Raw genomic sequence first — 24,223 nt, forward strand, 5'->3', positions numbered from 1 at the left:
ATTATTAAACATGATCATCATAATAGCTTTCGGTGTTATTTTGCTCTTGCTAGGTTTATTTCTCGCATACGGATTATCCAAAGACAGCAAACTGATGCTCTTTGGCAGTAAAATTAAAGCTGATGTCATTGGGATAGACAGTGTAAAAAGCAAGCGTTTTGGATATGTACATTATCCGATCCTCCAATTCAAGTATAAGCAAAAACAAGTTCGTCTGGTGAATGATTTAAGTAGCATTAACCCCCAAGAAGTACCTGCTCATATGGAAATATATTACAAGGAAGGTATCGGTATAAGTGATGGTTTTACTGTTATATATGCAGTCTTTTCCACTATAAGCATCGTCATGATCATCTTTGGCATCATAACCCTTCGCACCAAACACGTTCGTTAACTTATATCAGCTTATTTGGAAAGTTCGGCAAGGTCTGCCTGGGAGAATATATGTTCCCCTTTGAGATAGCTATTTGCTTCTTTCAGGTAGACATAAATTATTTTTCTGGCTTCTGGATTAGGCAACTTATATAGGTTATGTATCAAAAACTCTTTATCCCGCAATCGGTCTTTACTGTAATTCAAAAAAGATGGTGCATGTGTCTGTACACTCCAACGGATAAAGCGTAAATCGATATTATCAGGATATTTGATGATAACCGATTCCAATAATTTTTTACCTTTTTTAAACTGGCCCAGCTTCGAAAAGGGATTTCCCATATGCTTTGCCCAAAGAATCTCATAAGCAGCAAGATAGCCTTTTTCTGTCGCCGTATTTGCGGCTGCCTCTAGCGTTTTCAAATTGGCCTCACAGAGTTTTTTATCTTTGACTGCTGCGGCATAATCGGCTCGCATTTTGTCTATATGTATTTGACCAAAACAACAAATTGTGCTTAATATAAAAGAGAAACAAACAAAAAATCGTACTACCATCCCAAATTCAATTAAATAAAATCATGCATTATCCAGATGAATTTAAACATAAAATATATCATCATATTAACCAAACAGATTGTTACGTTCATATAAAATTCATCCTCAGACCATACTCGGTCTTATTCTAGTTCATATAACAATAGTTTAAGCGCAAGAGTTTTTTTATTTTTCCATTAAACAGTTTCAACTGTTAGCGTTTCTACCCCTTGAGATTGGTAAGACGCGATAGCTCATCAAACTCTGCGGTGATCGTTTCTCCGCCTTTTGTTGCTATGAGCTGGGCTCCCTGTTCCGATATTTTATAACTTTTTTCTTCCAGATACCACTGCAAAGCAATCTTATGGTTCATTTCAAATTGGGAAATTAACTGTGGGAAGACAGACAGTATCCGAAGATGATCATCTTGACGTTGACGGTCTACAAGATCACTTTTGATCGTCACCAGCATTGCCCCCTGTCCATAATCAGCAATATAATAAGCGCTCGCATCAAACATTCCCGAAGCGATCAAACCGATGCGGTGCAACTCATCTTTGGAAAAATCGACGCTGCTATTGCTGAAAAGATCAATCTCTTGCTCTTCACCATATTTTTTTAGTTGAAGAGCTTGCTGCGTAATATGTTCAGAAAGACCAGATTTGGTATTTGCCCATGCCCAAAGCCAAGTTTCGGACGAATGCGAAAAAGTCCCTAAGACCTGGATCGGAAAATCAAGGTTCGGTTCAAAACTAATCACCTCTTTGCCCATATCTATATTCCAATTATTATTACCGATGACCGTAGCAAAATCATACTGCTTATCAAAGGCAATTCCACCAAATCTTTCAATCAGTTCCTTCTCTGTGCGATAGGGTAAGCTATCATCGGGCTTCTCTGTAGACCTAACCTGTTCCACTTTAGCGCCAAGTTCCGCTCCTGTAGTAACTTGATCTACTTTTGCTCCTTGTTCTACTTTAGTGTCTTGCTCTACCTTAGCTCCTTGTTCTGATTCGGTACCCTGTCCTGTTTTAGTACCCTTTCCAAAAAGTTTGCTTAAAAATCCCATAATTGTTTCTCTAATTTTTCAATTCAGCCAGTAATTCAGCCCTTCTATAGCTCTCCCCGTTAATTGTCAGTATGATTTCATCGATCTGTTTTAAATCAGCTATTATTTTAAGTAACTCATTTTTTCTATCTATTTTGATTTTCTTATTGATAAAAAATTCATGTATATAAAGCGTATTCAATTTCGGAATTGTCTTTAGCTCAGCCAGACCTTTCAAATGAAACATATTGGTTAACCTCAATTCACCTAATTGATCCAATTTAGCAAAATCAACTAATTTTTTTGAATTGAGTTCAAACAAAGCAATGCGTTCCAATCCCGAAAAATCATGCAAAAAAGATAAATCAGCCATCTTTGATACCGAGGAAATTTCGAGATTCCGTAATGAAGGTAGATGCGGAATGATTAAATGATCACTTTTGGAAGTAAAACTTTCCAGTCGCAGCGACTCTAGCTCCAATCCCTGTACAAAATCCAATGTATTCACAGCTCCCCGATTACTTATATACAATTGCTTAAGTGACTTACAATTGGCTATTGGGGATAAATCCTTAACACTTCCCGCAATTAATAAATTGCGCAAATTCCTTATTTTTTCAATAAATTTTAGTGAAATGCTCGTATAAAAAAACAGTTCCAATTTCTCAATCTGGTCGATCGGTTGATCTTTGAGAACATCCAAATCTTTCGCGCTATTGATCTCAATCGCTAATTCCATAGTACCTATTTTTATGCTTAACTCAAATATACTGAATGCAATAACCAACCCAATTATGCATTTACAATCCGTCAAAATCGTTTATGATTCGTGAAATTACTGAATATATCGACTGGTGATTTGTATCATATATTGAAAAAAACAGCACAAATATTAAATGAATAAGATTTTTTTACTCACAATTATTATTTTTACCGAACAGAAAAGTTTGAAAAATGATAACAGTAGCGATAATAGAAGATGAACCCGCTGTTCGTAAGGAGATCAGTTACCTTATACAAGAGGAAACCGACACAGCACTAATTGGTTGGAGCGACAGTGTCAGAACTGCTGTAAAACTAATTGAAGAAAAGAAACCGGATGTGATCCTAATGGATATTCAGCTAAAGGATGGTACTGCTTTCGATCTTCTAAAAAAACTCAATGTTATCCCACAAAACGTCATATTCATCACCGCATATAATCATTTTGCGATCAAAGCGATCAAGTATGGTGCGCTGGACTACTTGTTAAAACCTGTTGACCAAACTGAATTAAAAGAAGCATTAGAACGCTACCGTCGTCGCAGTGATAATAATCCACAATGGATGCAACAGCTAAATATGGCACAGAATGCAATGCACCACGGTGATTTGCCCGAAAGTATTGCTTTGACATCCATTCATAATGTGCGTATCGTTGCTGTTCATGAAATCGTCTACTGCAAAGGTGATGGTCCATATACTTTTTTCTTTCTGAGTGATGGTTCCAAAGAGCTCATATCCAAACCGCTGAAATATTATGAGGAATTGTTACCCGCCCCCTATTTCCTACGTACCCATCAGTCCTATCTGGTAAACCGTAAGTATATAACCGGTGTTAACCGTTCAGAGTATATCGTATTGAAAAACAAGGAAGAGATACCTATTTCGTCTCGACGGAAAAACATAGTTTTAACCCAGCTTTTCCCAGAGAAATGAGATATCTGTTACGAAGTATTTTCTTTTTGCTGCTTATTTTACATATTGTAGCTTGCGACAAAAAACCGACTTTTTCTTCCCGAGACCATGATGCTGTTTTAGCACAGATAAAGGAGCTCGAAGACATAAGGTTGACACCGACGAACGGCGACTCACTCAAGAGAGCTTGGCGACAACTCGGTGAAAATCCTAACGTAAAAAATGACACCGTATTCTTTGCAAAAGTTAAATACAACACCGCTAGGCTATATGCCATGCTCCAGCAAGATTCCGCAGGCTTTTTTGTAGAGCAGGCACTTGAATTGATCGAACCTACCGCCGGTAATCTAAAATACAAAGCACTTATCTACAATGGTATTGGCAATATCCGTAGTGCCGAAGCAAAAGAACGCGAAGCAGGCTATTACTACAACAAAGCAGCTGCGATCGTTCTCTCGGACAGCACCGCAGGACTTTCTGCCGAAGCGAAATCGGCTATATTGCTCTCTGCGGCACAAAATAACCTAAGTTCGTTTCAATACAATCTCGCTGAAAAAATGAATCGAGCGGCCCTCAATCTCTCAGATTCGCTTCCAAAGGAGCATATCAATCGCCAGCGTGCTTTCGTGCAGATGATTTATACACTAAATTCATTGCAGAGGCCCGCCAAAGAAATAGCGCCATACCTCCACAAACTAGAACAACTCCACCGACTATTTCCAGATAAGTATAATATCAGTTTTTTATACGATTCGAAAATACAATACTTTGAAACAACACAACAGCAAGATTCTTTGCTACATTACCAGCTACTGAAAATAGAAATTGATGAGCGACTGAGCAATATCAAGGAGTCCTCTGTGTTGATGAATAATCTATTTGTAAACTACTGTAATGTTGCAGTAATTTATGTGTTATTTAAGAAGCCTGTGCAAGCAGCTCAATATATTACAAAAGCTAAACATCTTAGAAAACAGTTCACCAAATTGATCTTTCCGCATAATGAAATACTCTTTCAAAAAAGCTTAGCCGAACTGTACCGCTTACAGGGCAAAAAGGAAGAAGCAATAGCCGTCCTAGATAATATCGTTCAATTACAGAAAAATGTCTATCATTCGGAAAACACACAAGCTATTGCCGAAATGAATGCATTGTATCAACTACAGGCCAAAGATCAGTCCATTCGCACATTGAATGAAAGCATTAAGATCAATAAACTACAATTACAGCAAAATCGTCTGTGGCTGGTCATATCCTCTTTGGGTCTTATCTTATTGATTATTATATTATTCTTTCTATACTATAGTTTCCGTCAGCGACGCCTAAGCCAGGAGAAAGAAAAAGTCCTGCTGCAACAACAACTATTGCGCACACAGATGGAACCACATTTTATTTTCAACACCTTAGCAGCAGTACAGAGTTTTGTGCGATTAGATAAGAAAGAAAGTGCCATCAAATATCTCAATCGCTTCAGTCGTCTGTTGCGGAGCAATCTGGAGTTAAGTCGAGAAAATCTGGTGCCTTTAAATGAAGAGATCGAAACACTGGAAAATTATCTGACCTTACAACAAATGCGCTTTGAAGATGCTTTTACCTATCATATTACACAGCCAGACGAACAGGATCTGAGTGCTATCATGTTACCTCCGATGTTGATACAGCCTTATGTAGAGAATGCCCTACTACATGGCATTGATCTCGAAACCTGTAAAGGCAATATCGACATTCATTTTCAATTGGATGGCGATATTTTATCGGTGGACATCCTTGATAGCGGTAAGTCTGAACCAAATATCCAAGAAACTCCACATCGCTCACTCTCTGGAACAATCAGCCACGAACGGATGCAACTCTTGGGTAGGAAAGCAAGCATAAAAATCACGAAAAATCCTGAAGGCGGGACACTTGTCAAATTGCAGATACCTGTCACCTCCTGAATTTTTTAAGACAATGATTTGGTTATTTTTTATATTTCAATTCGGACTCTTTATACTTGCCACCATTATCGCATTGGATTTGGCCCGTATTGCAATTTTCCTTTTTTACCAAAAAGATAAAACTCGCTTACTTAGGAATACCATTGTAAAGACTCCTTCTCCTATTCCATCGGAAAAATCAGGCTACTATTTGTTATAGAAATATGCCTGCTCATTGCCTTGCTATTTTTTGCAACGAAGGTTGATACAATGAATTTATTTCAACAAACGAGCATATAGACTACATGTCGACGCTGACTGCAGTGTATAATTGTCCGCATCTGAACAAAAACATGTTCGAATATGAACAGTCTCTCTCTCCAATAACACAAAATAAATCACTGAAAATCAATACACTAAAACAATGGCAAATCAATTGCAATTCTATTTTCACATGAAATAGTCATCTATTTATAATTGATACCGCTATGTTAAAAAACTACATAAAAACTGCTTGGAGAAGCTTAAAAAATCAACGCTTCTTCTCATTAATAAAAATAGGCGGTTTTGCCTTTAGCATAGCGATCTGTATGCTTATTGTTTTATATGTAAAGCATGAGTTGAGCTATGATAAATTCTACAAAGATGCTAACCTACTTTTCAGGGTCGTAGGCGTGGTCAATAAAGACAATACTGTTCTAAAAGGATTATCGCTACCGGCTCCGGCCGGTGCTACTTTAAAAGAAGAATTTCCAGAAATTATTGCCTCCGGAAGATTATTAACAAATCCACTTTTTGGTGCAGGAACCAATCAAGTCGCCACAACTGGTAATGCCGAATTATTTTCCGAAGAAGGCTTCTGTTTTGCGGATCAAGCGATTATGGATTTCTTCCCAACCAAGACAATCTTCGGTTCATTAAGCCATGCGCTTGACAATCCAAAGACCATTGTCATCACCAAGCGGAAAGCAGCGAAACTGTTTAACGGAAATCCGATCGGAAAACGCATCTATTTAAATAATGATAAGTCAAACGAGTATTCCATTACGGCAGTCATCGATGATATTCCCACAAACTCCAATCTATATGGATTTGATTTCTTTATGACTTTAAGTGGTCATGAGCCTTATGAAGGTGAAAAATTAAATTGGCTGGCCTCCAACTATACAACCTATTTTAAAGTCAGAGAAGGGACCGATATACAACAATTAGAAAAGAAAATAACAAAATCTTACATTCAGGATCATTATAAACCCGCTATGATTAAAGCAGGTATGACGGTCAATGAAGAGATTTGGAATACTGCAAGAATGACCTTACAGCCCTTGGAAAAGATTCATCTATATTCCAATGATGTGCAAACGCATAAGATTGAAAGCCAAAATCGTGGTGATATTCGATTGGTCTATATTTTTGGTGGAATAGCAATATTTATATTGATTATCGCGATGATCAACTTTATCAATCTGTCTACTGCCAATGCTACTACACGTGCGAAAGAAGTTGGTGTCCGAAAAACAATCGGTTCCGGTCGAAAGGCCCTCATTATACAGTTTATGACGGAGTCATTTTTATACAGTGGAATCTCGATTGCATTTGCCTTATTTTTCGCAGTGCTTCTACTTCCCTTTTTTAATCAGATTGCTGGCAAATCCTTGGCTTTTCCTTGGACAACCTGGTATTTCATCCCCGCCCTGGTCGTCTTCGGTTTATTGATCGCTGTGATATCCGGAATTTATCCTGCAATGTATCTTTCTAAATTTAAACCGATTGCTGTATTAAAAGGAAACCTAAATCTAAAATCTAGCCGCAACTGGTTTCGAAATGGACTTGTTATCTTCCAGTTCGCAACATCTATTATCCTGATCATTGGCACCTTGGTCATCAACCAACAAATAAAATATATTTTAAATAGAGACCTGGGGTTCAATAAAGAGCAGGTGCTCATATTAAGAGGAACAGGCACTTTGGATGGAAAGCAAAGATTACTAAAAAACGAATTAAAGGAATTGTCCAGTGTGGCTTCTGTCTCTATTGGTGATTACCTACCAGTTACAATGGATGGCGTAAAGCGTAATGGAAATTCATTTTGGAACGATGGTAGACAAAATCAAGACGTGGGTGTAGGCGGTCAGAACTGGATTGTTGATGATGATTATATCGCCACCTTTGGCATCAAAATCCTCGAAGGACGTAATTTCAACATGAACATGCCAACCGATTCCGCAGCGATAATAGTCAATCAGAAGATGGTAAAAGAGTTGAATATCAAAAATCCGATCGGTGCAAAAATTCGAAATTATGCAACTTATACAATCATTGCTGTAGTCGAAGATTTTATCTTTGGAAACATGCGCAATGAAGATGTTAAACCGCTGGCATTGGTTATTGGTGGTAGTCCGAATATGATGTCCATCAAACTTAAATCGGACAAAATGGAACAAAGTATTCAGGAAATCACGAACGTTTGGAACAAATTCTCTCCAAATCAAAAGATCCAATACACCTTCTTGGATGAAGGATTCGCCATGTTATATGCAGATGTACAACGTACTCAGGTTATTGTCTCAACCTTTGCAGGATTAGCGATATTTATTGCCTGTTTGGGCCTATTTGGACTTGCCGCATTTGTGACCCAGCAACGGACAAAAGAGATCGGCATCCGGAAGGTTCTTGGAGCCAGTTTACTAGGAATTATAAAATTGTTATCCACTGATTTTATAAAACTTATTTTCATCGCCATTCTAATCGCCTGCCCTATTGGCTGGTGGGCCATGAACACCTGGTTACAGGACTTCAATTACAGAATCAGTATTCAGGCTTGGATATTTATACTCGCAGGAATTGCCAGCATGTTGATTGCTTTTGGAACCATCTTTTACCATGCGTTAAAAATAGGACGAATAAATCCGGTCAATAGTTTAAAAGATGAATAAATACCTTTCATACATTTCACCGAAACAGGGTATATCGTATTGCTGTCGGTGAAATGTTGTTATTAAAAAACCTCTCTTAGTAATTTCAACTAAATTACTTAACTTAGCATATAGACCAAACGATTACGTTTTGAACACAATTCTTAAATTTATAGTTGCTTAGTTAGCCTCACAAACCACAGGCTAATCATTCTTTTATTTGGATAATCCTATCCAAACAGGTTTTCATTTGATTTTATTATTCACCCTACTGTTATAGCAAATATTTCTTTTTTGCTATGCAAGCTATCCATACCCTCGTGTTGCAATAGCAGAAACATCGTGAATAATATCAAAAAAATTAACAAAGAATATTAAGCACGACTATAAATAATGCAAAAGGAATATTCATGGACTGTCGGTCCAAACAATACACCACTACTAAAGAAATCATGTAGCCACTGCGATAGTAAACAATTTTATTGCAGTGAAAAATTCAGAATAAATGCACAGAAAAAAAACGTTGACGTATGGTTGATTTATCGATGTGTTAAATGCGATAGCACATACAATTTGACTATATTTTCACGTACCCGACCGACTGCAATAGACAGTATATTGTTCAACAAATTTCAAAATAACGATACAGAACTGGCTTGGAAATATGCGTTTTCCGAAGAAATGAGAAGAAAGAATAAGGTGGAAGCCGATTTAGCTACAGTAGCCTATGCTTTGCAATATGACCAGATTTCAAGCGATGAATTGCTGTCTTTGAATGAAAGGATCTTAACATTCGAGGTTGATTATCCCTTTGACTTCCAACTTAGATTATCAACCCTCATTCGTACCTGTCTCAACCTTTCCTCAAGGCAGCTCGATCAACTAATCATGCAAGAAGCAATTACAGTAGCGGGAAAACACCTACAGAAAAAGCATAAGCTAAAAAACAAAGACCGCATAGAAATTGATTGTAAAAAACTAAAAAGCATACTGTGTAACAAGATCCAAAGTATACAGTAACGGATTGGTTAATTTGGGTTTCCCTTAAATTCAATGAATAACAAAAAATAGGGTTTAAATTCATCAAGAACTTAAACCCTATTTTTTTTATCAGACTGAAGATCCAAAATATTATTTGGTATCATTTATCAAAATTCACCTTTTTATATGCTCCTTAATCCTGCGAATAATTCAAAAAAGCAGTCCAAAGAATAAAGGCATCCTCCTACGATTTGAATAGTTGACAATTTAATCTTTCAACTGCATTTTCACCGCCAAGACATGCTTACATACACCGCGTTTTCCCTGATGATTTGTATACCAATTGCAGGTACATCGCGCCTGTTCCCCTTCAATTAAAACGGTATGCTGCACACCCGAACCTTCTACCCGAGCCTCCAATATCCGTCCTTCCCGCCGTATAATCTGTACGCTATCAGTTTGCAATAATTTTTTCGCATTCTTTAAACGGGGATTAAGCGACAATATGCGTTCTGTTTTAAATGGCAGCCGTCGATAATAGTGTTTTGCCTCATGCATGTCATACCCCAATAATCCGATGGACGATAATGAGGCAGTTAAGCTATCCATGGTATCAAAGGCGATATCATGCTCTATCGACAGTAGGGTTGGGTTGAATAGTTCATTAGATTTCAGCAGGCTATTAAGTCCGTAAATCCATTCCTGCGGAACCTCCTGCACCATATTCTCCAGTACATTCCCTTCACCTGAAAACCCGCGATAATTGTCCGGAGAGAGCGCCAGAGTCATGCGCATTTTTCCAAAATCAGCCACCACACAGACACATTCGCCACCTGCAGCCTGATATACACGCATCAGGTCAACATAAGGTAACAATGATTCCAATAGTCGCAGACGTTGGATACCACCAATTTGTACTGCATCGGCACTCTTCAATGGTGAAAACAAGAATTTATTCCCCCTTTTGCTCAAGTAATAGTTCCCCTTGACCGAACCTCGTGGAATACTTTGAAATAACTGGACGACCTGCAATTTCTGTAAGACAAAAACTTCTTCCATTTCGGCAAGATACCACTGTACACTGGTCAATCCTTTGACCCATCGCAAAGGTAGCGTGACCTTTCTTTCTACGACAGTCCCCCCATCACTGTGCAGTGAAACTTCCTTTTCGCCGACTCCCATCACCATTGATTCTGACTTTTTGATGCTATTCAATGCATTTAACATCGGTTCATTAAAATCAACATTTGTTGTACCAGCGGCCAAAAATTCTCCATCTATCGCCTCTTCCAAAAGATCCAGTCGTGCATACACACCGTTACAGGAGGAGAAACCTTCAAAGCGAAGCTGCTCAGTTCCAGCAGAAACAATTGGATCTCTTAAACTCGGTGGTACAGGGCCAAAACTCGACCGAACGACCTTAGATAACGTCAATAAACATTTTGAACTCAATAAAGGATCAACCAATTTGCCCCAGAAAAAACAGGGCACTTCATTGACATCTTGCAACTCTGCCTGATGAGCAAGTACGAGCTGTTGTATTCCATTTCGTTCGGCCAGCATCGATGGTCGTGCAAAGCTTACTTCTAAATCTTTTAATGCCATTTTACAGTTTATTAAATTTTAATACAATGGGTTTTAACGCTGCAACTTTTTCCCATTCCGCGATTTTTTCCTTCAATTGTTTATCCTCTTTTTTGCCCAGACGAAGCGCAAGGTCGTACGTTTGCTCGATCAGCTTTTTAAAATTAGCTGGCATTTTTGTTTCCCAGCTGACACGCAACAGCAGGCTTTTTAACAGTTGATATAATGCATCGTTGTGAATCGGGCTGATGTCGCGGACTACTTCAAACAAATCCAGAAAACGGTTTATAGGTGCGTAGGCTTTACCTATTAAATCACCCAGATAATCACCCAGTGTCTGAACATCCAGCTTTCCTTTCTCCACCCATTGCATGACCAATTCCGCTGCCAAAGTACGTGTATTCTTTTCTTTCGTCAATAAGCTACAGGCGATAAACAATTGTGTGCTTGGATCAGTAGCGCCATGATAATCCAACAAGGCCGTCAACAGCGCTGGTATGGTCTTCGAAGTCTCCAATGCATAGGAATTGAAACGACAATTTAACACGAGACTTAGCGGTTCAGCCACCTGGGGAGTCAAGCTAAAAAAATAGCGGATATCAGCCTCGCTCACGTAATAAAAATATTCATTTTTCCGGGTGGCATAAACATCCATTGCATACAATAATGGTGTCGGTGTTTCCTGATAAGTAGGCATTGGAATAGCCAATTCCTGACCGATCAAATATTGCTCATTCTGTTTTGTCTTATAATCGTAGCTCGTATTGTAATTCGGTTTAATCTGATAGCTGGGACGATAAGATTCGACCACAAAAGGAAAACTGGCTAAGGCTCCGGTCTCGAATACAGGAAACTTTCCGTCCGGCTGCCGTGTCCGCGCAGCCGTTGCCCATACGGCCAGCCACTCCTTTTCATCGCCTTCTTTTTTGAATAGACGTTGAAGCCAGTTTTTTCCTTCCCCAACCTTGATATTGTCAGTATATCTCAAGGCGAATGCGAGCAACTCACGTAATTCCGCCGTTTGGATATGCTGTAATTGTGCCTTGATATCTTCGCCATCTATACGTGGCATCCTACTGATTGCAATAGCTATATCGACAGGATCTATGGCAACCTCTTGTTGCTCATGCGCAATGATCCGATCGATTAAGACCTCGGCTGATACCCAATAAGGCGCATGACTTGGCGTACTGAGCAATGAAACAGCAACATTTTGCTGTAAACGACCTTGAAATATAGCCAGTAAATGATCCAAAATCGAAATCGATCTGAATTCACTGTTATAACGGCTCTTATAGCGATATATCGTCTTGGGTTGATAAATAATATTCAGCAGCACGTTACCAAATAAACTGGCATAAGAAGCCTCATTGTAACCACTCTTTAACTGTTTGAGGTAAGGATCCAGTTGTCTGACATAATCCGCTGGAAATTCATCCCGCTTGGTTAACCAGGCATGGATAAGCAATTCCATATCCAAAGGATCCCCTCCCTTGATTATCTTTCCCCAATGAAATAAGATATCACTCCAATTGGCGAGATAAGTGATTGGTTGATCGAGGTGTATATCATTCCCTTTTGGGGCTTCATATTCATACACTTCATCCATTCCCCGCAATGGGGACAATACTTCTGCTTCACTCAACGGAGCCTCTTCCAGCCAAGGCTTTAGTTGACTACTGATATCCCCCATGAGTTGCGTGGCATACATCGTCAACCTCATTTTAATCTCCTCATCCTCCACAGCAGCATATTTGGCAATCAATTTTGCCGCGCGTTCCTGTAGCGAAAGATCAGATAACATAAAGATGGGAGTAATCGCCGAACATACAGCCGAAGCAAGTTCTTTTTCCTGTTTCAGCCATTTGTCAAATTGGATCAGAAGCGTCTTGATACCTCCTTTCAAATCATTACGCATAAAAACAGGTTCCAACCAAGATAAAAGCTCATTGCTGTCCAATTCCGAGCTTCCGATCAGAGGCTTCAGTCGATCAATGGCAAAATTAACGACCGCAGCCTGCTCATGATGCAATAAGGGGAAAAGATGGTTTTGATGTTGCAAAATTACCGCATCATTAATATTCAACTTCGTCAGAAGCTTTCGGAAAAAGCTTTTGAGATTAATATTCCAATCTTTTGTCTGCGTTTCAAAGAGTTGTTGTATAAAAAGATCGGTATCCAATTTTCCTTGTTCCAATAATCTCGGGAAAACATAGTCCCATACCAACTCCGATTCCTGCGTCTGATAATCATAACGCAAATAGTTGTTTTGCAGATTCGTTTCGTAGGCAAGCAACAAAGGTACATCACGTGTATAAGCCTTCTCGTCTTCAATCAATCTATCCAAATAGGCTTTCTTCTCCGGTTCATTATAACCTAGATTTGGGGCGTTGCCCAATGAACGTGCGTAGACTTCAGGTTTAAATTCAAAGTAGCCCCACTCTTCCAATAAACGGATGTTGTCATAGGTAATCGCCATCCATTCATTTTTAACCATTTGTTCCGCGGCATAGTCTGCCAACCAACTTGGTTTTGCCCAATCCAGTACCTTTTTTACCGAGGAGATATGCAGTGAGTTTAAAGGATCTATCAATTCAGTCCAGGTCGTCGTATCACTCAACGAAAAAGTCGCCAATGCACTCAATGCAATCAGTCGTTGTTGCGCCTGATCCGCACGTTGCCCCCAATTGTAATTGGCGTGTTTTTTAAATTCCGGTTCTTTGGAAAGATCCGTCCATGATAACCAATATTTCTTTGCTTTTCGGATTTCTTTTTTGATAAACTCGACATTCCCTTTTAAATGTCGGTCAAGAAATGGAATCAGACCATCAATATTTGTCTGACGAATAAGTTCAAGGTATTCATCGGCAATAGCTTGCTTGGATTGGGCAGCTCCTTTTTTCTCTGTGGGAGCGACGATCGACAAGCCATCATCCGAATAACCTTTTTTTATTTTCTCCGCAATCAATTTCTCAGCATCTTTCAAACAAGTTTCATCTGAATCAAAGGCTTTTGTCTTCGATTGTCCGTCGGTACCGTTTCGTCCGTAAGTTACCGTATGACTATTTCCCTTGGTTTCTATTTGCCAAAATTTATCCGATGATCCGTCAATTAATTTTAAATGTCTAAACATAATGATTCCGATTTATTAAAGCTGACAATCCTGTCACAACACAACTCACTATCAAATGGCAAATTGGCTTTTACGCAACAGGTGACTCACTCAAAGATACATTTTCAATGTATCTACAAGATAACGGAAATCAGTGATTTTTAAAAATTTATAGTCTACCGCAAAAAAATAAAGAAGTCGTCTATCAAGTGAAAGCGAACCTTCCAAAAATTGAATAGTTGACAAAAGCTTGGTGGAGAACGCAAATACCAGATTTAAAAAAAAGCCAAACAGAAAAGAGCCCGGCGGAATACCGGGCTCTGCTATAAAAAAAGGTAATTTTGTTTATCCATCCAATGATTTTGGAATCAATCCATTTTTTGTACTTCGTTTAAAGCATGGATATTTTCGCTGCTTATTTTTGCTGAAGTTTATCCGATAGCATCTTCATATAAAAACCACCTACAACACTACGTGCCTTAAAATTCTCACGTATCCCTGTATTCGCGTCGTAAAAATCATTTAGTGGAACACGAGATTCTGTTTGGATCGCATGGTTGTAAACCGGATGCACCAAAGCTTCGAATTCATCCCGTGTTGGTGCAAATGTAGCAGTCCACAAAATCCAGTCGTTTTTGGTATATGCTTTTCGGCTATCCAATGGAATTCCAAATCTACTTTGCTTGGTGAGGTAATACTTGATCTCCGTGTTATAGACTTTCTGTGGAAACAGATTTAGTCCCAGCACCTTGTCCCAAATCAGATTATATTTTTGGCTCCAGGTATTTTTATCGTCAAATGTCAGCGCGTAATGGTCTCCGGCATCTGCCATTTCCATCCATTTTGGCACCATCTCCTCTGCAATGGCACGATATTTCTTCGCCGTCTCAGTTTCGCCGATTGCTTCAGCCATTTGCGCATAACAGGCGATTCCCACAATAGCCTTTACCGATAAGTTTACGTTACGGGCGAGATGGCCTGCAAAATCATCTGTACATAATTGCGTTTTAGGGTCGAAACCATCCTTTACAAGATAGTCTACCCAAGTGGTGAGCGTCTTCCAGTGCTTGCGTGCATAGCTTGCATCCCCCTGTACTTTTGAAATCGCAGCGGTCAAAATAATCATATTTCCAGACTCTTCGACCGGCATTGGCTCACCATAAGTCTGTCCATTGGCCAATGGATATGTACCTAGATCATGTGCTGCCCAAGGGTGAGGATATTTGCCACTTTCACTAAAGTAAAAGATACCCGTCAACATGCCCTTCAACAATTCCGGATTATAGATCAGGTATAAAGGTGCCGATGGATAAGTGACATCGACCGTATTAATAAAACCACCACTGTTGTTCTCTTTGGACAACCAGAGCAATTCGTCCTGTGGACTTTTCACCAAGGTGTGCGCAGCAATACTCTGACGATAGGCCAGCGTTGTTAAATGGGCATATTCCTTTCCGCCAGATTTTAACGCATCTGTGTAAACCTGTTTATCAAAAGCAACACATCTGTCCATTACTGAGCGATATTCATTGGCTGCTAAGGTAAGCTGATTTTCAATCGTTTCCTGACCAGAATTATTCCACCAAGGCCGCAGATCTTTTTTGAAATATTGGATAGCATAAATCTCATCATAACCAAGTTCAACAAAACGTTCAACTTCTTTATTGCCCACCGTCCCAAAAGGAATGATTGTATTCAAAGATAATGCTGTTCCCTTTGTACTTGTTGACTTTGTATTCCCTTTTCTAAAGTCATCCACAGCTGTTGCCATTGGACTTACAAACTGCTTCGACTGATCTTTTTTGGGTGCGGCAACATAAAAATAGCCCCAGTCAATACGCATATCATCGGCTCCTTTTTGCAATATAGGTTGTTCGACTGTTCCTGTTTTCAAAATAGCTAATTTGTCAGTCTCATATTTTTTAGCAACGACCTCCTGTGATGGTTTATAAACCGCAATGTTGGATGCCGCACTTAAAAAGACTTTTACAGCATGTTGTTTTCCATCATTTGCTTTTACCTGATAAGTAATATAAGATACAGGACGAGCCAATAGATTAAGATCATCCATCAACAGCGGCGATGTAAATGTGAGCTTCAGATCGACTTTGCCTGCCTGGAAATTATATATGGTACGCGTGGCTGTTATCTCCACATCTTTCTGTACGGCAGTTTGTATTTTAGGTCCCCCCTCTTTAAGCCTATCTACTAGTCCAAAGTCAAGAAAACGGCCTCCGGCAGTATTGCGCAGATGAATAGCGATCTGATTTTGACCCGCCTTTAGGTCCGACTTATTTATCGGCAAATACTGAAAGCTGTTTGTCCACCCCGCCTTTTCATAAACCTTTTTCCCATTTAAAAACACCACGACATTATCATCATGGTTTAATTTTAAGAAGAGTTCGTTGATGCCTTGCGGGTCGGTCACATTAAAGGCACGACGTACCCAGATATCATCCGATTTCCACAAAGTCTTGACATGTTTTTGATCGTCTCCCAGAGGAGCAGCACCTGATTTCCAGCCACTGGCTTTATAAGAAGAGGACTGCCAATCTCCTTCGGGTTTAGACTCGGTATATTGTACAGTAAAAGACTGATCTTCCGCAGTGGGAAGAATCGTTTTATAATTGGGTTCCTCCTTACCAAGAAAACGATAAATATTGCCGTCGACATTAATCAGTCCCAAGAGCGAATGATCTGCTTCGGTCCAATGTTTGGTGGTTGATGCATTCAACTGATCCGTCATTGACCAGATACTAAAGTTTGGATTGTGGGTAATCAATGGGTAAGCTGGAGCTTTTCTTTGTTGCGCCTGTGCATCAAAAAAGCTCGATATACAAGCTAACAAGCAACAAATACTCACTTTTCCGAGTTTGTTCATCTTAAAAATAGGTTTTTTAAAAGGTTTAATCATATATTTTGATAAAATTAGCGATCTAGCTGTTTTCAGGCATAAAAAAGAATCATTAAAAATGCCTAAAGAAAAATATAAGCTTCACAACAAATAACGTTGGAATAACTGACATTCAGCAGCCTCTTCGTATCATTTTATATGCAATTTATATCATATTGCAGCAAGTCCCCCACAGATTACCGGATAAAAAAGATAATCGAAAAAAGATTAGAACATCCGATAACTGGGTTCAACAAAAAACATTATTATCTTTGGCTATCCGATCAAGATCAGATTGGTCAGGCTGATAGATTGGAATCAATTTTACCTTGGAGAATATGAGAAGATTTTACATTTTTTTCTTTACAATTATACTGTGTTTTTGTTCAACAATCGTTGGGCTTTATGCACAGGAGAACGATTCAATCAATAAAAAAGAACTTGGTTTAAGCACCTTATTAAATGATATCCGACAACAACAGATCAACGATTCACTCGAACGTCAGAAACTACAGCATGAAATCGCCAGTCTCAAAAGTCAGAATAGTCCCAAGAAAGAAAATCTAAAACAGCAGCTCAATAATTTTGACGAAGAAAACAATCTGCGCAAGCAACAGTTAAAAATCAAAGTTGACTCGATCAAAAAAAACACCAAGCGTTATGCTGTCGCACCATTTAATGACACCCTCTTTTATATCTATAACAAATTAGGTTCATCCCTAGCCAAAGATCGCGCCTACAATGTGGTCAGCAGAATTGAGAATCTCTATGAAGATGATTTTGTAAAAGTAGATTCCTTCAAAATTGAAAACAACGAAATCAGCGCCGATATTGTTTACAAAGATCTGATCATTACTTCCATCACAGAACTTGATGCCCTACTGGAAGGGAAAAGCAAAGAAGAGATTGCCACACAATACCTCAAGCTTATCCAACAGGCCATCAGTAAGGAAAGAGCGGACAATAGCATTACCAAAGTGCTGATCCGTACAGGACTTGTCCTCCTTATCCTTGTGGTCTTTTCGATTTTGGTGTATTTTATCAATAGACTAAAAAGATATGGCACGAATCGTCTATTGGCCGAACGTACAGAGCGGATCAAAGATGTTAAGATCAAAAATTACGTGTTCCTTACCTCCGTTCAGAAAACCCGTATTTTCATTAACACAATCAATATTGCGCGTTGGGGACTGATTGTATTGATCGCTTTCATCATGCTTCCCATTGTTTTCAGCGTCTTTCCGTTTACGCAAAGCTGGGCCTCCAATCTGATCGGACTTTTTACCAAACCCCTGAAAAAAGCGGTATTCGCCATTTGGGATTATATTCCAAATCTGATCACTGTTTTTGTCATTCTATTTGTCATGCGTTATGCGGTAAGGTTTGTAAAATATATTTTTAATGAGATTGATAAAGGTAAATTAGAGGTCAATGGCTTTCACCGGGAGTTTGCTATGCCTACATTTACCATTGTCCGGTTTCTATTACAGGCCTTTACATTGGTACTTGTATTCCCTTATCTTCCGGGCGCCAATTCAGACATCTTCAAAGGGATATCTGTTTTTATCGGAGTACTATTTTCTTTGGGATCATCCTCAGCTATTTCCAATATTATTGCGGGTCTTGTCATTACCTATATGCGCCCTTTCCGTATCGGTGACCGGATCACAATTGCGGATAAGACAGGTGTTGTCATTGAAAAATCACCCTTGGTAACCCGGCTAAGGACAATTAAAAATGAGGAAATCACCATTCCAAATTCATCCATCCTATCGGGCAATACGGTTAACTATTCTACTTTTTCAGAAGAAGGAATATGTTTTCAGGTTGAACTCACAGTGGGCTATGAAGAACCTTGGCAACGTATACACGAATTGCTCTTAAATATTCCCACACGTATAGCACGTGTCAATCAACTTCCGGCACCATTTGTATTACAAAAAAAACTAGACGATTTTTATGTCCTCTACGAGCTGAATGTTTATATTTCCAAATCTGGGGAAATTGAGCTGGCCAAATCCGAGATTTATCAACATATTCTCAATGACTTCCTAGCAGCAGGTATTGAAATGAATGGCCCACATCTATTTGCAAAATTGGATCATGTACCACAATACCAGCCTAAAAACACAGATAAATAATATTAAGGTCTGTGATCTATTTCTGGATCACTTTTATTGGCATGTAGCATCATTTTGGCGAGATTTCCCAACTGTACCAGTGCAAAACGTAGTTCATCCGTCCAGGGTAGTCCCAAGCAGAGACGCATACAATTTTGAAATTGATTTTGCAGGGTGAACATTCTCCCCGGAGCAATACTCATTTTCTTTTTTAATCCGTAGTTGTAAAGCTTTGTCGTGTCTATGTTTTTTGGCAACTCGACCCAAAGTGCTAACCCTCCTTGGGGTCTACTGATCCGCGTCCCTTCCGGAAAAGATTCCGCGATCACATTGGCAAACCGTTGATAGTTTTCCTGCAATGTTTTCCGAAGATCATAGAGATGATGATCATATCTTCCGGTCATTAAGAAATTACCCACTGCCTCGTGAATTAATGTTGTGGACGACAAGGCATGGATTAATTTCAAGCGGAGAATCTGATCCTTGTATTTCCCCGCAGCGACCCAGCCCACCCGGTAACCGGGGGCCAATGTTTTTGATACCGAGCCACACCATAACACATTGCCCTCTTCGTCAAAGGTTTTACAACATTTGGGTCGTTCACTCCCAAAATAGATATCGCCATAAGTATCATCCTCAATCAGTGGAACAGCGTGCTTAGCAAGTAACCTGACCACTTCCATTTTATTTTTATCGGGCATACAATAGCCTAATGGGGTATTGAAATTGGGCACAAGTAGACAAACATTGATCTCGGGCAGTAAGCGTTCAAGCGAACGGATATCAATCCCCGACATTGGATCGCAGGTCAATTCGATAACCTTTAATCCCAAACTCAGAACCAATTGCAAAATACCGGGGTAGCAGGGACTCTCCAATGCAATGGTATCTCCCGGCTTGGTCAATGCCATCAGACAGAGCGACAAAGCATGCATACAACCATTCGTTGTGATGACATCATCCGCTGTCAATCGACCATCCCAGCCCAGGGAACGGGCCGCTACCATCCTACGCAATTTCAGATTCCCCTGTAAAGGTTCATATTCAGCGCCGCCGGCATCTAATTCCCGGGTGGCAAGTACGATTTCCTTTTTTAATTTAGCCAAAGGCAGTAAATCTCCTGAGGGAACACCGATGGAAAACAAGGTTAGGTCTTTACGACCCATATTCGCGTAGACGCTACTGATCAGCTCATTGGGCTCAACACTATCCGCTATAAGCTGTATTTGACCTGTTTCCGGAAGTTGTAACTTATGTTGATTCAATGCGTTAACAAAATATCCCGACTGCGGTATCGAATAAATTAGTGATTGCGCCTCCAACGCGAGGAATACCCGCTTAGCTGTATTCATACTGATACCATGTTCTTTACTCAACACGCGCACCGATGGTAACCGTTCATTGGGTCTGAGAACACCATTTTTTATTTTACTCGCTATATTTTGAGCCAAAACACTGTATAGAAAGTCTTTTCCCATCTTGTAAATATAACTGTATCCATCAATTAAACAAAAACTGTAACTGTACTCAATCTTGACTATTCGCGAGATTTGTATCAAAATTTAGATAATCTAACAATGAGCATCAATACAGAAACAACGGAATCATCAAATGGCTGGCTAAACGGTTTACTTGGCGTCATTATATTTAGTGGATCATTGCCTGCAACACGGATAGCAGTCCTAGATTTAGATCCATTCTTTGTGACCGTAGCCCGCGCTACTATCGCAGGTATACTCGCCCTTATCGTATTATTGATCAACAAGGAAAAATTCCCTCAAAAAACACAGTTTTTATCCCTTGGTATTGTGGCGTTGGGCGTAGTTATTGGTTTTCCCTTATTGAGTGCCTTGGCCCTACGTTATGTGACTTCCGCGCATTCCATTGTCTTTGTAGGTATACTTCCCGTATCAACTGCAGTTTTTGGTATCATTCGTGGTGGCGAGCGTCCCCGTCCGGTGTTCTGGATATTTTCGATATTAGGCAGTCTTTTGGTTGTCGGGTACGCCCTCAAGCAAGGTATATCTTCCGCTCCTGCTGGTGATATACTCATGCTATTATCTGTTATTCTTTGTGGACTGGGCTACGCCGAAGGGGGCAAGCTTTCAAAGACATTGGGAGGCTGGCAAGTAATTTCCTGGGCACTGGTATTTTCATTACCAATAGCTCTGCCCTTGACTTATATTTTTCTTCCAACCACTGTAGCCCATGTAAGCATCGGAGCCTGGATAAGTCTTGTTTACGTTTCCCTCTTTAGCATGTTTATCGGTTTTATCTTTTGGTATAAAGGATTAGCCCAAGGTGGAATCGCCTCTATTGGACAGCTACAGCTCCTTCAACCCTTCTTTGGTCTAATCTTAGCTGCTAGCCTACTTCACGAAGAAGTGAATATCGGGATGTTATTCGTTACCATTGGTGTCATACTCTGCGTGGGTGGCGCTAAAAAATTTGCCAAATAAAAAGACATGAAGCGCAACAGACCTTGTCAGCTGACAATTATAAAACCAACACATACATCAGTTCAGCTGCGACAGTACCATCAGGCCATTCAACCTCACGGGAATGCGTATAGGTAAAATTAAAGGCTTGATTTGCTGCCTTTGACGATTCATTCCCCGCGCGATGCGATACGGTGATCTGTGCACATCCTTTTTCGCGGGCCCATGCAATACGTGCCTGATAAAATAATTTTGACAGTCCTTTTCCGCGATGAGGTTCGCGAACAAAAGAAGCAATCAGAATAGCATTTGAGGCATCATCACGGTCCACGACCACGCCCGTTAATCCAATGATATCCTCTTGATCATATAGTCCAAACATCGCACAATTTTGATTCTCAAGTAGTGCCACTCAATCCCGCTGGCTGTAAGCCCCCTCTCGTTGATAATTACTTCCAAATACCCCGGGATCTGTATGTAACGCTTCTAGCCTAACCTTCTTGTAATCTTCCCATTGTGCTGGAGCCAAGCGCTGCAATACGTAATTTTCTTTCTTCATTTCTTCTTTTACTATCACCAAAGGTAAATATAACCAACAATCTCGATTAAACCCACGAAAATTGTCACTGGACTATCCGCTTTATTGAATTTGGACCATTTATTCCCATCACTTTAGCTCTATTTTTGATATGATCAAAAAAATACCCATTGTATGTACGTACCCAAACATTTTCAATTTGAAGAATATACGGAACAGATCACATTTATGAAACAATATAGTTTTGCAACGATTGTATCCATAAAAGACAATATCCCTATAGCAACACAACTTCCCTTTCAGATCAAGGAACATGCAGATAAGCTCTTTTTAAGTTCGCATTTTGCTGTTGCAAATGAGCAAGCCAACTATATCGTAGAAAACACTTCATTGGTTATTTTTTCAGAACCACATGCCTACATATCCCCTATGCATTATGACAAAGAGGAAAGCGTCCCAACCTGGGACTATATCGCTGTACATGCCTACGGAACAGCACGGATTATAAATAATGAGGACGAAAAAACAGAAGTGCTTGAACAGATGATCAAGACCTATGACAGTGCTTATTTAAACCAATGGCGAGGACTTTCGGATCGTTTTAAAAAGGGCATGATGCGCGGCATCGTCGCCTTCGAATTGGAAGTTACGGATCTACGGGGACAAAAAAAGATCAGTCAGAACAAAACAGCTATCGAAAGGGAACGTATTGCGACATATTTAGAAAAAGGAGGCAATCCGATCGAAAAGAGCATCGCTAAATCTATCAGAAACTTACAGTCTTAATTTATTACACACGGTCACATGGACAAAAATTCAATAAATATAAAAATCCTCAAAGTGAAAATGACTAATATTGATCTATTGCAAAGTATAAGTCAGCAGACCTTCATCGAGGCATTTTCCGAAACCAATACAGCAGAAAATATGAGGAAATACATGGCGAAAAAATTCTCGAATGAAACATTATTGGCTGAATTGAGCAATCGAGGGTCGGAGTTTTATTTTGCACAACTCGGTAATAGGGTCATTGGCTACCTCAAAATAAACAGTGAACAGGCGCAAACAGAACTACAAGATGAGCATGCACTGGAAATAGAACGTATCTATGTATTACAAGAATTTCATGGAAAAAAAGTAGGGCAGCTTCTTTATGAAAAAGCATTGGATATCGCAAAATTAAAAAACGTAGACTTTATCTGGTTGGGTGTATGGGAGAAAAATCCCCGTGCGATTAGTTTCTATAACAAAAATGGTTTTGTCGCTTTTGATAAACATATTTTTAGATTAGGAGACGATGAGCAAACTGATATTTTGATAAAAAAAAGTGTCATTAACAATTAATTTCAAACTATGAATGCGACTATCAGTGACAATATAAAAACGATACTCCAGCGTATCGAAAAGGCTTGCCAGCGTAACGGCCGGGATCCGCAAGAAGTAACATTATTGCTCGCAACAAAAACTGTAACATCGGATCGTATTAAAATTGCGTTAAAAACCGGACAGACTTTGATTGCCGAAAACAAAGTGCAGGAACTAAAGGAGAAATACGAAGACCTGAAGGAAATTCCACATCGCAATCATTTTATTGGACACTTACAGACCAATAAAATCAAAGAAATCCTGAAATATAATGTCTCCTGTGTGCACTCTGTAGACCGCTTCGATTTAGCTCAAAAGCTCCATCAGCGACTCACAGCCGAAAATAAAACCATTGATATACTCATCCAGGTCAATACATCTTACGAAGAAAGTAAATATGGTGCTGACCCAGATCAGGTCATTGACCTCGTCAGGCAGATCGCCCCTCTGAACAGCTTACACATAAAAGGATTGATGACGATCGGCCTCCTGAGTGCCGAAGCTGATCAAGTCCGTAAGTGTTTCCAGTTGCTCAAACAGATTCAACAACAAATCATTATGCTCGATATTCCGAATGTATCGATGCAAGAATTATCCATGGGAATGAGTGGGGATCTGGAAATAGCGATTGCCGAAGGCGCAACTATTGTACGCGTAGGTACAGCGATATTCGGACAGCGAAATACCCCCGATAGTTATTATTGGAACGAGAATTTGATTTAAAAATAGC

Annotated in this window: 19 protein-coding genes; 10 read left to right on the forward strand and 9 right to left on the reverse strand. The window is 39.6% G+C overall.

Features of this window, described 5'->3' with window-relative positions; translation table 11 throughout:
- Positions 1-10: 10 nt before the first annotated feature.
- Complete coding sequence (locus tag ABFX33_RS07450) at positions 11-394, forward strand: hypothetical protein (protein WP_346085256.1); 384 nt, start codon at positions 11-13, stop codon at positions 392-394.
- Positions 395-405: 11 nt separating this feature from the next.
- On the opposite strand, the gene ABFX33_RS07455 is transcribed toward ABFX33_RS07450, so the two are convergent.
- The 3 genes from ABFX33_RS07455 to ABFX33_RS07465 all read right to left on the reverse strand — a co-directional run bounded on the left by ABFX33_RS07455 (position 406) and on the right by ABFX33_RS07465 (position 2,693).
- On the reverse strand, positions 406-849 hold the full coding sequence (locus ABFX33_RS07455) for a hypothetical protein (RefSeq protein WP_346085257.1): 444 nt from the start codon (positions 847-849) through the stop codon (positions 406-408).
- A gap of 280 nt (positions 850-1,129) precedes the next feature.
- A complete protein-coding gene (locus tag ABFX33_RS07460; protein WP_346085259.1) occupies positions 1,130-1,975 on the reverse strand; it encodes a DUF6882 domain-containing protein in 846 nt (281 codons plus the stop codon).
- A 10-nt stretch (positions 1,976-1,985) separates the two neighbouring features.
- Positions 1,986-2,693 (reverse strand): hypothetical protein, encoded by a 708-nt coding sequence (locus ABFX33_RS07465; protein WP_346085260.1) that lies wholly within the window; start codon positions 2,691-2,693, stop codon positions 1,986-1,988.
- Between the two features lie 215 nt (positions 2,694-2,908).
- On the opposite strand from ABFX33_RS07465, the gene ABFX33_RS07470 reads away from it, so the two are divergent.
- From ABFX33_RS07470 to ABFX33_RS07485, 4 genes are all read left to right on the forward strand, one after another.
- Entirely contained in the window at positions 2,909-3,652 is a 744-nt protein-coding gene (locus ABFX33_RS07470) for a LytR/AlgR family response regulator transcription factor (RefSeq protein WP_346085262.1), read from the forward strand.
- Entirely contained in the window at positions 3,649-5,568 is a 1,920-nt protein-coding gene (locus ABFX33_RS07475; RefSeq protein ID WP_346085264.1) for a histidine kinase, read from the forward strand. Before ABFX33_RS07470 ends, ABFX33_RS07475 begins: the two co-directional genes overlap by 4 nt.
- Before the next feature lie 467 nt (positions 5,569-6,035).
- The gene (locus ABFX33_RS07480) at positions 6,036-8,483 is read left to right on the forward strand and encodes an ABC transporter permease (RefSeq protein WP_346085265.1); all 2,448 of its coding nucleotides are present in this window, start codon (positions 6,036-6,038) and stop codon (positions 8,481-8,483) included.
- Positions 8,484-8,855: 372 nt separating this feature from the next.
- Complete coding sequence (locus ABFX33_RS07485) at positions 8,856-9,482, forward strand: DUF1062 domain-containing protein (RefSeq protein WP_346085266.1); 627 nt, start codon at positions 8,856-8,858, stop codon at positions 9,480-9,482.
- Between the two features lie 228 nt (positions 9,483-9,710).
- Here the strand turns inward: ABFX33_RS07485 and ABFX33_RS07490 are convergent, their stop codons facing one another.
- The 3 genes from ABFX33_RS07490 to ABFX33_RS07500 form a co-directional block, all read right to left on the reverse strand.
- Positions 9,711-11,048: an SWIM zinc finger family protein gene (locus ABFX33_RS07490; protein WP_120258986.1), complete on the reverse strand. Its 1,338-nt coding sequence runs from the start codon at positions 11,046-11,048 to the stop codon at positions 9,711-9,713.
- Position 11,049: 1 nt separating this feature from the next.
- Positions 11,050-14,160, reverse strand: a complete 3,111-nt coding sequence (locus tag ABFX33_RS07495; RefSeq protein WP_346085269.1) for a DUF6493 family protein — start codon at positions 14,158-14,160, stop codon at positions 11,050-11,052.
- A gap of 394 nt (positions 14,161-14,554) precedes the next feature.
- Positions 14,555-17,020 (reverse strand): glutaminase family protein, encoded by a 2,466-nt coding sequence (locus ABFX33_RS07500; protein ID WP_346085271.1) that lies wholly within the window; start codon positions 17,018-17,020, stop codon positions 14,555-14,557.
- Between the two features lie 350 nt (positions 17,021-17,370).
- On the opposite strand from ABFX33_RS07500, the gene ABFX33_RS07505 reads away from it, so the two are divergent.
- Positions 17,371-19,173 (forward strand): mechanosensitive ion channel family protein, encoded by a 1,803-nt coding sequence (locus ABFX33_RS07505; RefSeq protein WP_346085273.1) that lies wholly within the window; start codon positions 17,371-17,373, stop codon positions 19,171-19,173.
- Between the two features lie 2 nt (positions 19,174-19,175).
- Here ABFX33_RS07505 and ABFX33_RS07510 read toward each other — a convergent pair whose 3' ends face one another.
- Complete coding sequence (locus ABFX33_RS07510; RefSeq protein WP_346085275.1) at positions 19,176-20,630, reverse strand: aminotransferase-like domain-containing protein; 1,455 nt, start codon at positions 20,628-20,630, stop codon at positions 19,176-19,178.
- 99 nt (positions 20,631-20,729) lie between these two features.
- On the opposite strand from ABFX33_RS07510, the gene ABFX33_RS07515 reads away from it, so the two are divergent.
- Complete coding sequence (locus ABFX33_RS07515) at positions 20,730-21,611, forward strand: DMT family transporter (RefSeq protein ID WP_346085276.1); 882 nt, start codon at positions 20,730-20,732, stop codon at positions 21,609-21,611.
- A gap of 37 nt (positions 21,612-21,648) precedes the next feature.
- Here the strand turns inward: ABFX33_RS07515 and ABFX33_RS07520 are convergent, their stop codons facing one another.
- Together ABFX33_RS07520 and ABFX33_RS07525 are read right to left on the reverse strand one after the other, a co-directional pair.
- Entirely contained in the window at positions 21,649-21,972 is a 324-nt protein-coding gene (locus tag ABFX33_RS07520; protein ID WP_257088053.1) for a GNAT family N-acetyltransferase, read from the reverse strand.
- 30 nt (positions 21,973-22,002) lie between these two features.
- Entirely contained in the window at positions 22,003-22,149 is a 147-nt protein-coding gene (locus ABFX33_RS07525; RefSeq protein WP_346085279.1) for a hypothetical protein, read from the reverse strand.
- Positions 22,150-22,302: 153 nt separating this feature from the next.
- Between ABFX33_RS07525 and ABFX33_RS07530 the strand changes: the two genes are divergently transcribed.
- The 3 genes from ABFX33_RS07530 to ABFX33_RS07540 are packed head-to-tail and all read left to right on the forward strand — an operon-like array spanning position 22,303 to position 24,216.
- Positions 22,303-22,914, forward strand: coding sequence for an FMN-binding negative transcriptional regulator (locus tag ABFX33_RS07530; protein WP_346085280.1), 612 nt, complete (start codon positions 22,303-22,305; stop codon positions 22,912-22,914).
- A 60-nt stretch (positions 22,915-22,974) separates the two neighbouring features.
- The gene (locus ABFX33_RS07535) at positions 22,975-23,472 is read left to right on the forward strand and encodes a GNAT family N-acetyltransferase (protein WP_346085282.1); all 498 of its coding nucleotides are present in this window, start codon (positions 22,975-22,977) and stop codon (positions 23,470-23,472) included.
- Positions 23,473-23,481: 9 nt separating this feature from the next.
- Positions 23,482-24,216 (forward strand): YggS family pyridoxal phosphate-dependent enzyme, encoded by a 735-nt coding sequence (locus ABFX33_RS07540; RefSeq protein WP_346085283.1) that lies wholly within the window; start codon positions 23,482-23,484, stop codon positions 24,214-24,216.
- Positions 24,217-24,223 lie beyond the last annotated feature (7 nt).

It is taken from the genome of Sphingobacterium ginsenosidimutans (assembly GCF_039536865.1).
In the GTDB taxonomy this organism is placed as follows: domain Bacteria; phylum Bacteroidota; class Bacteroidia; order Sphingobacteriales; family Sphingobacteriaceae; genus Sphingobacterium; species Sphingobacterium detergens.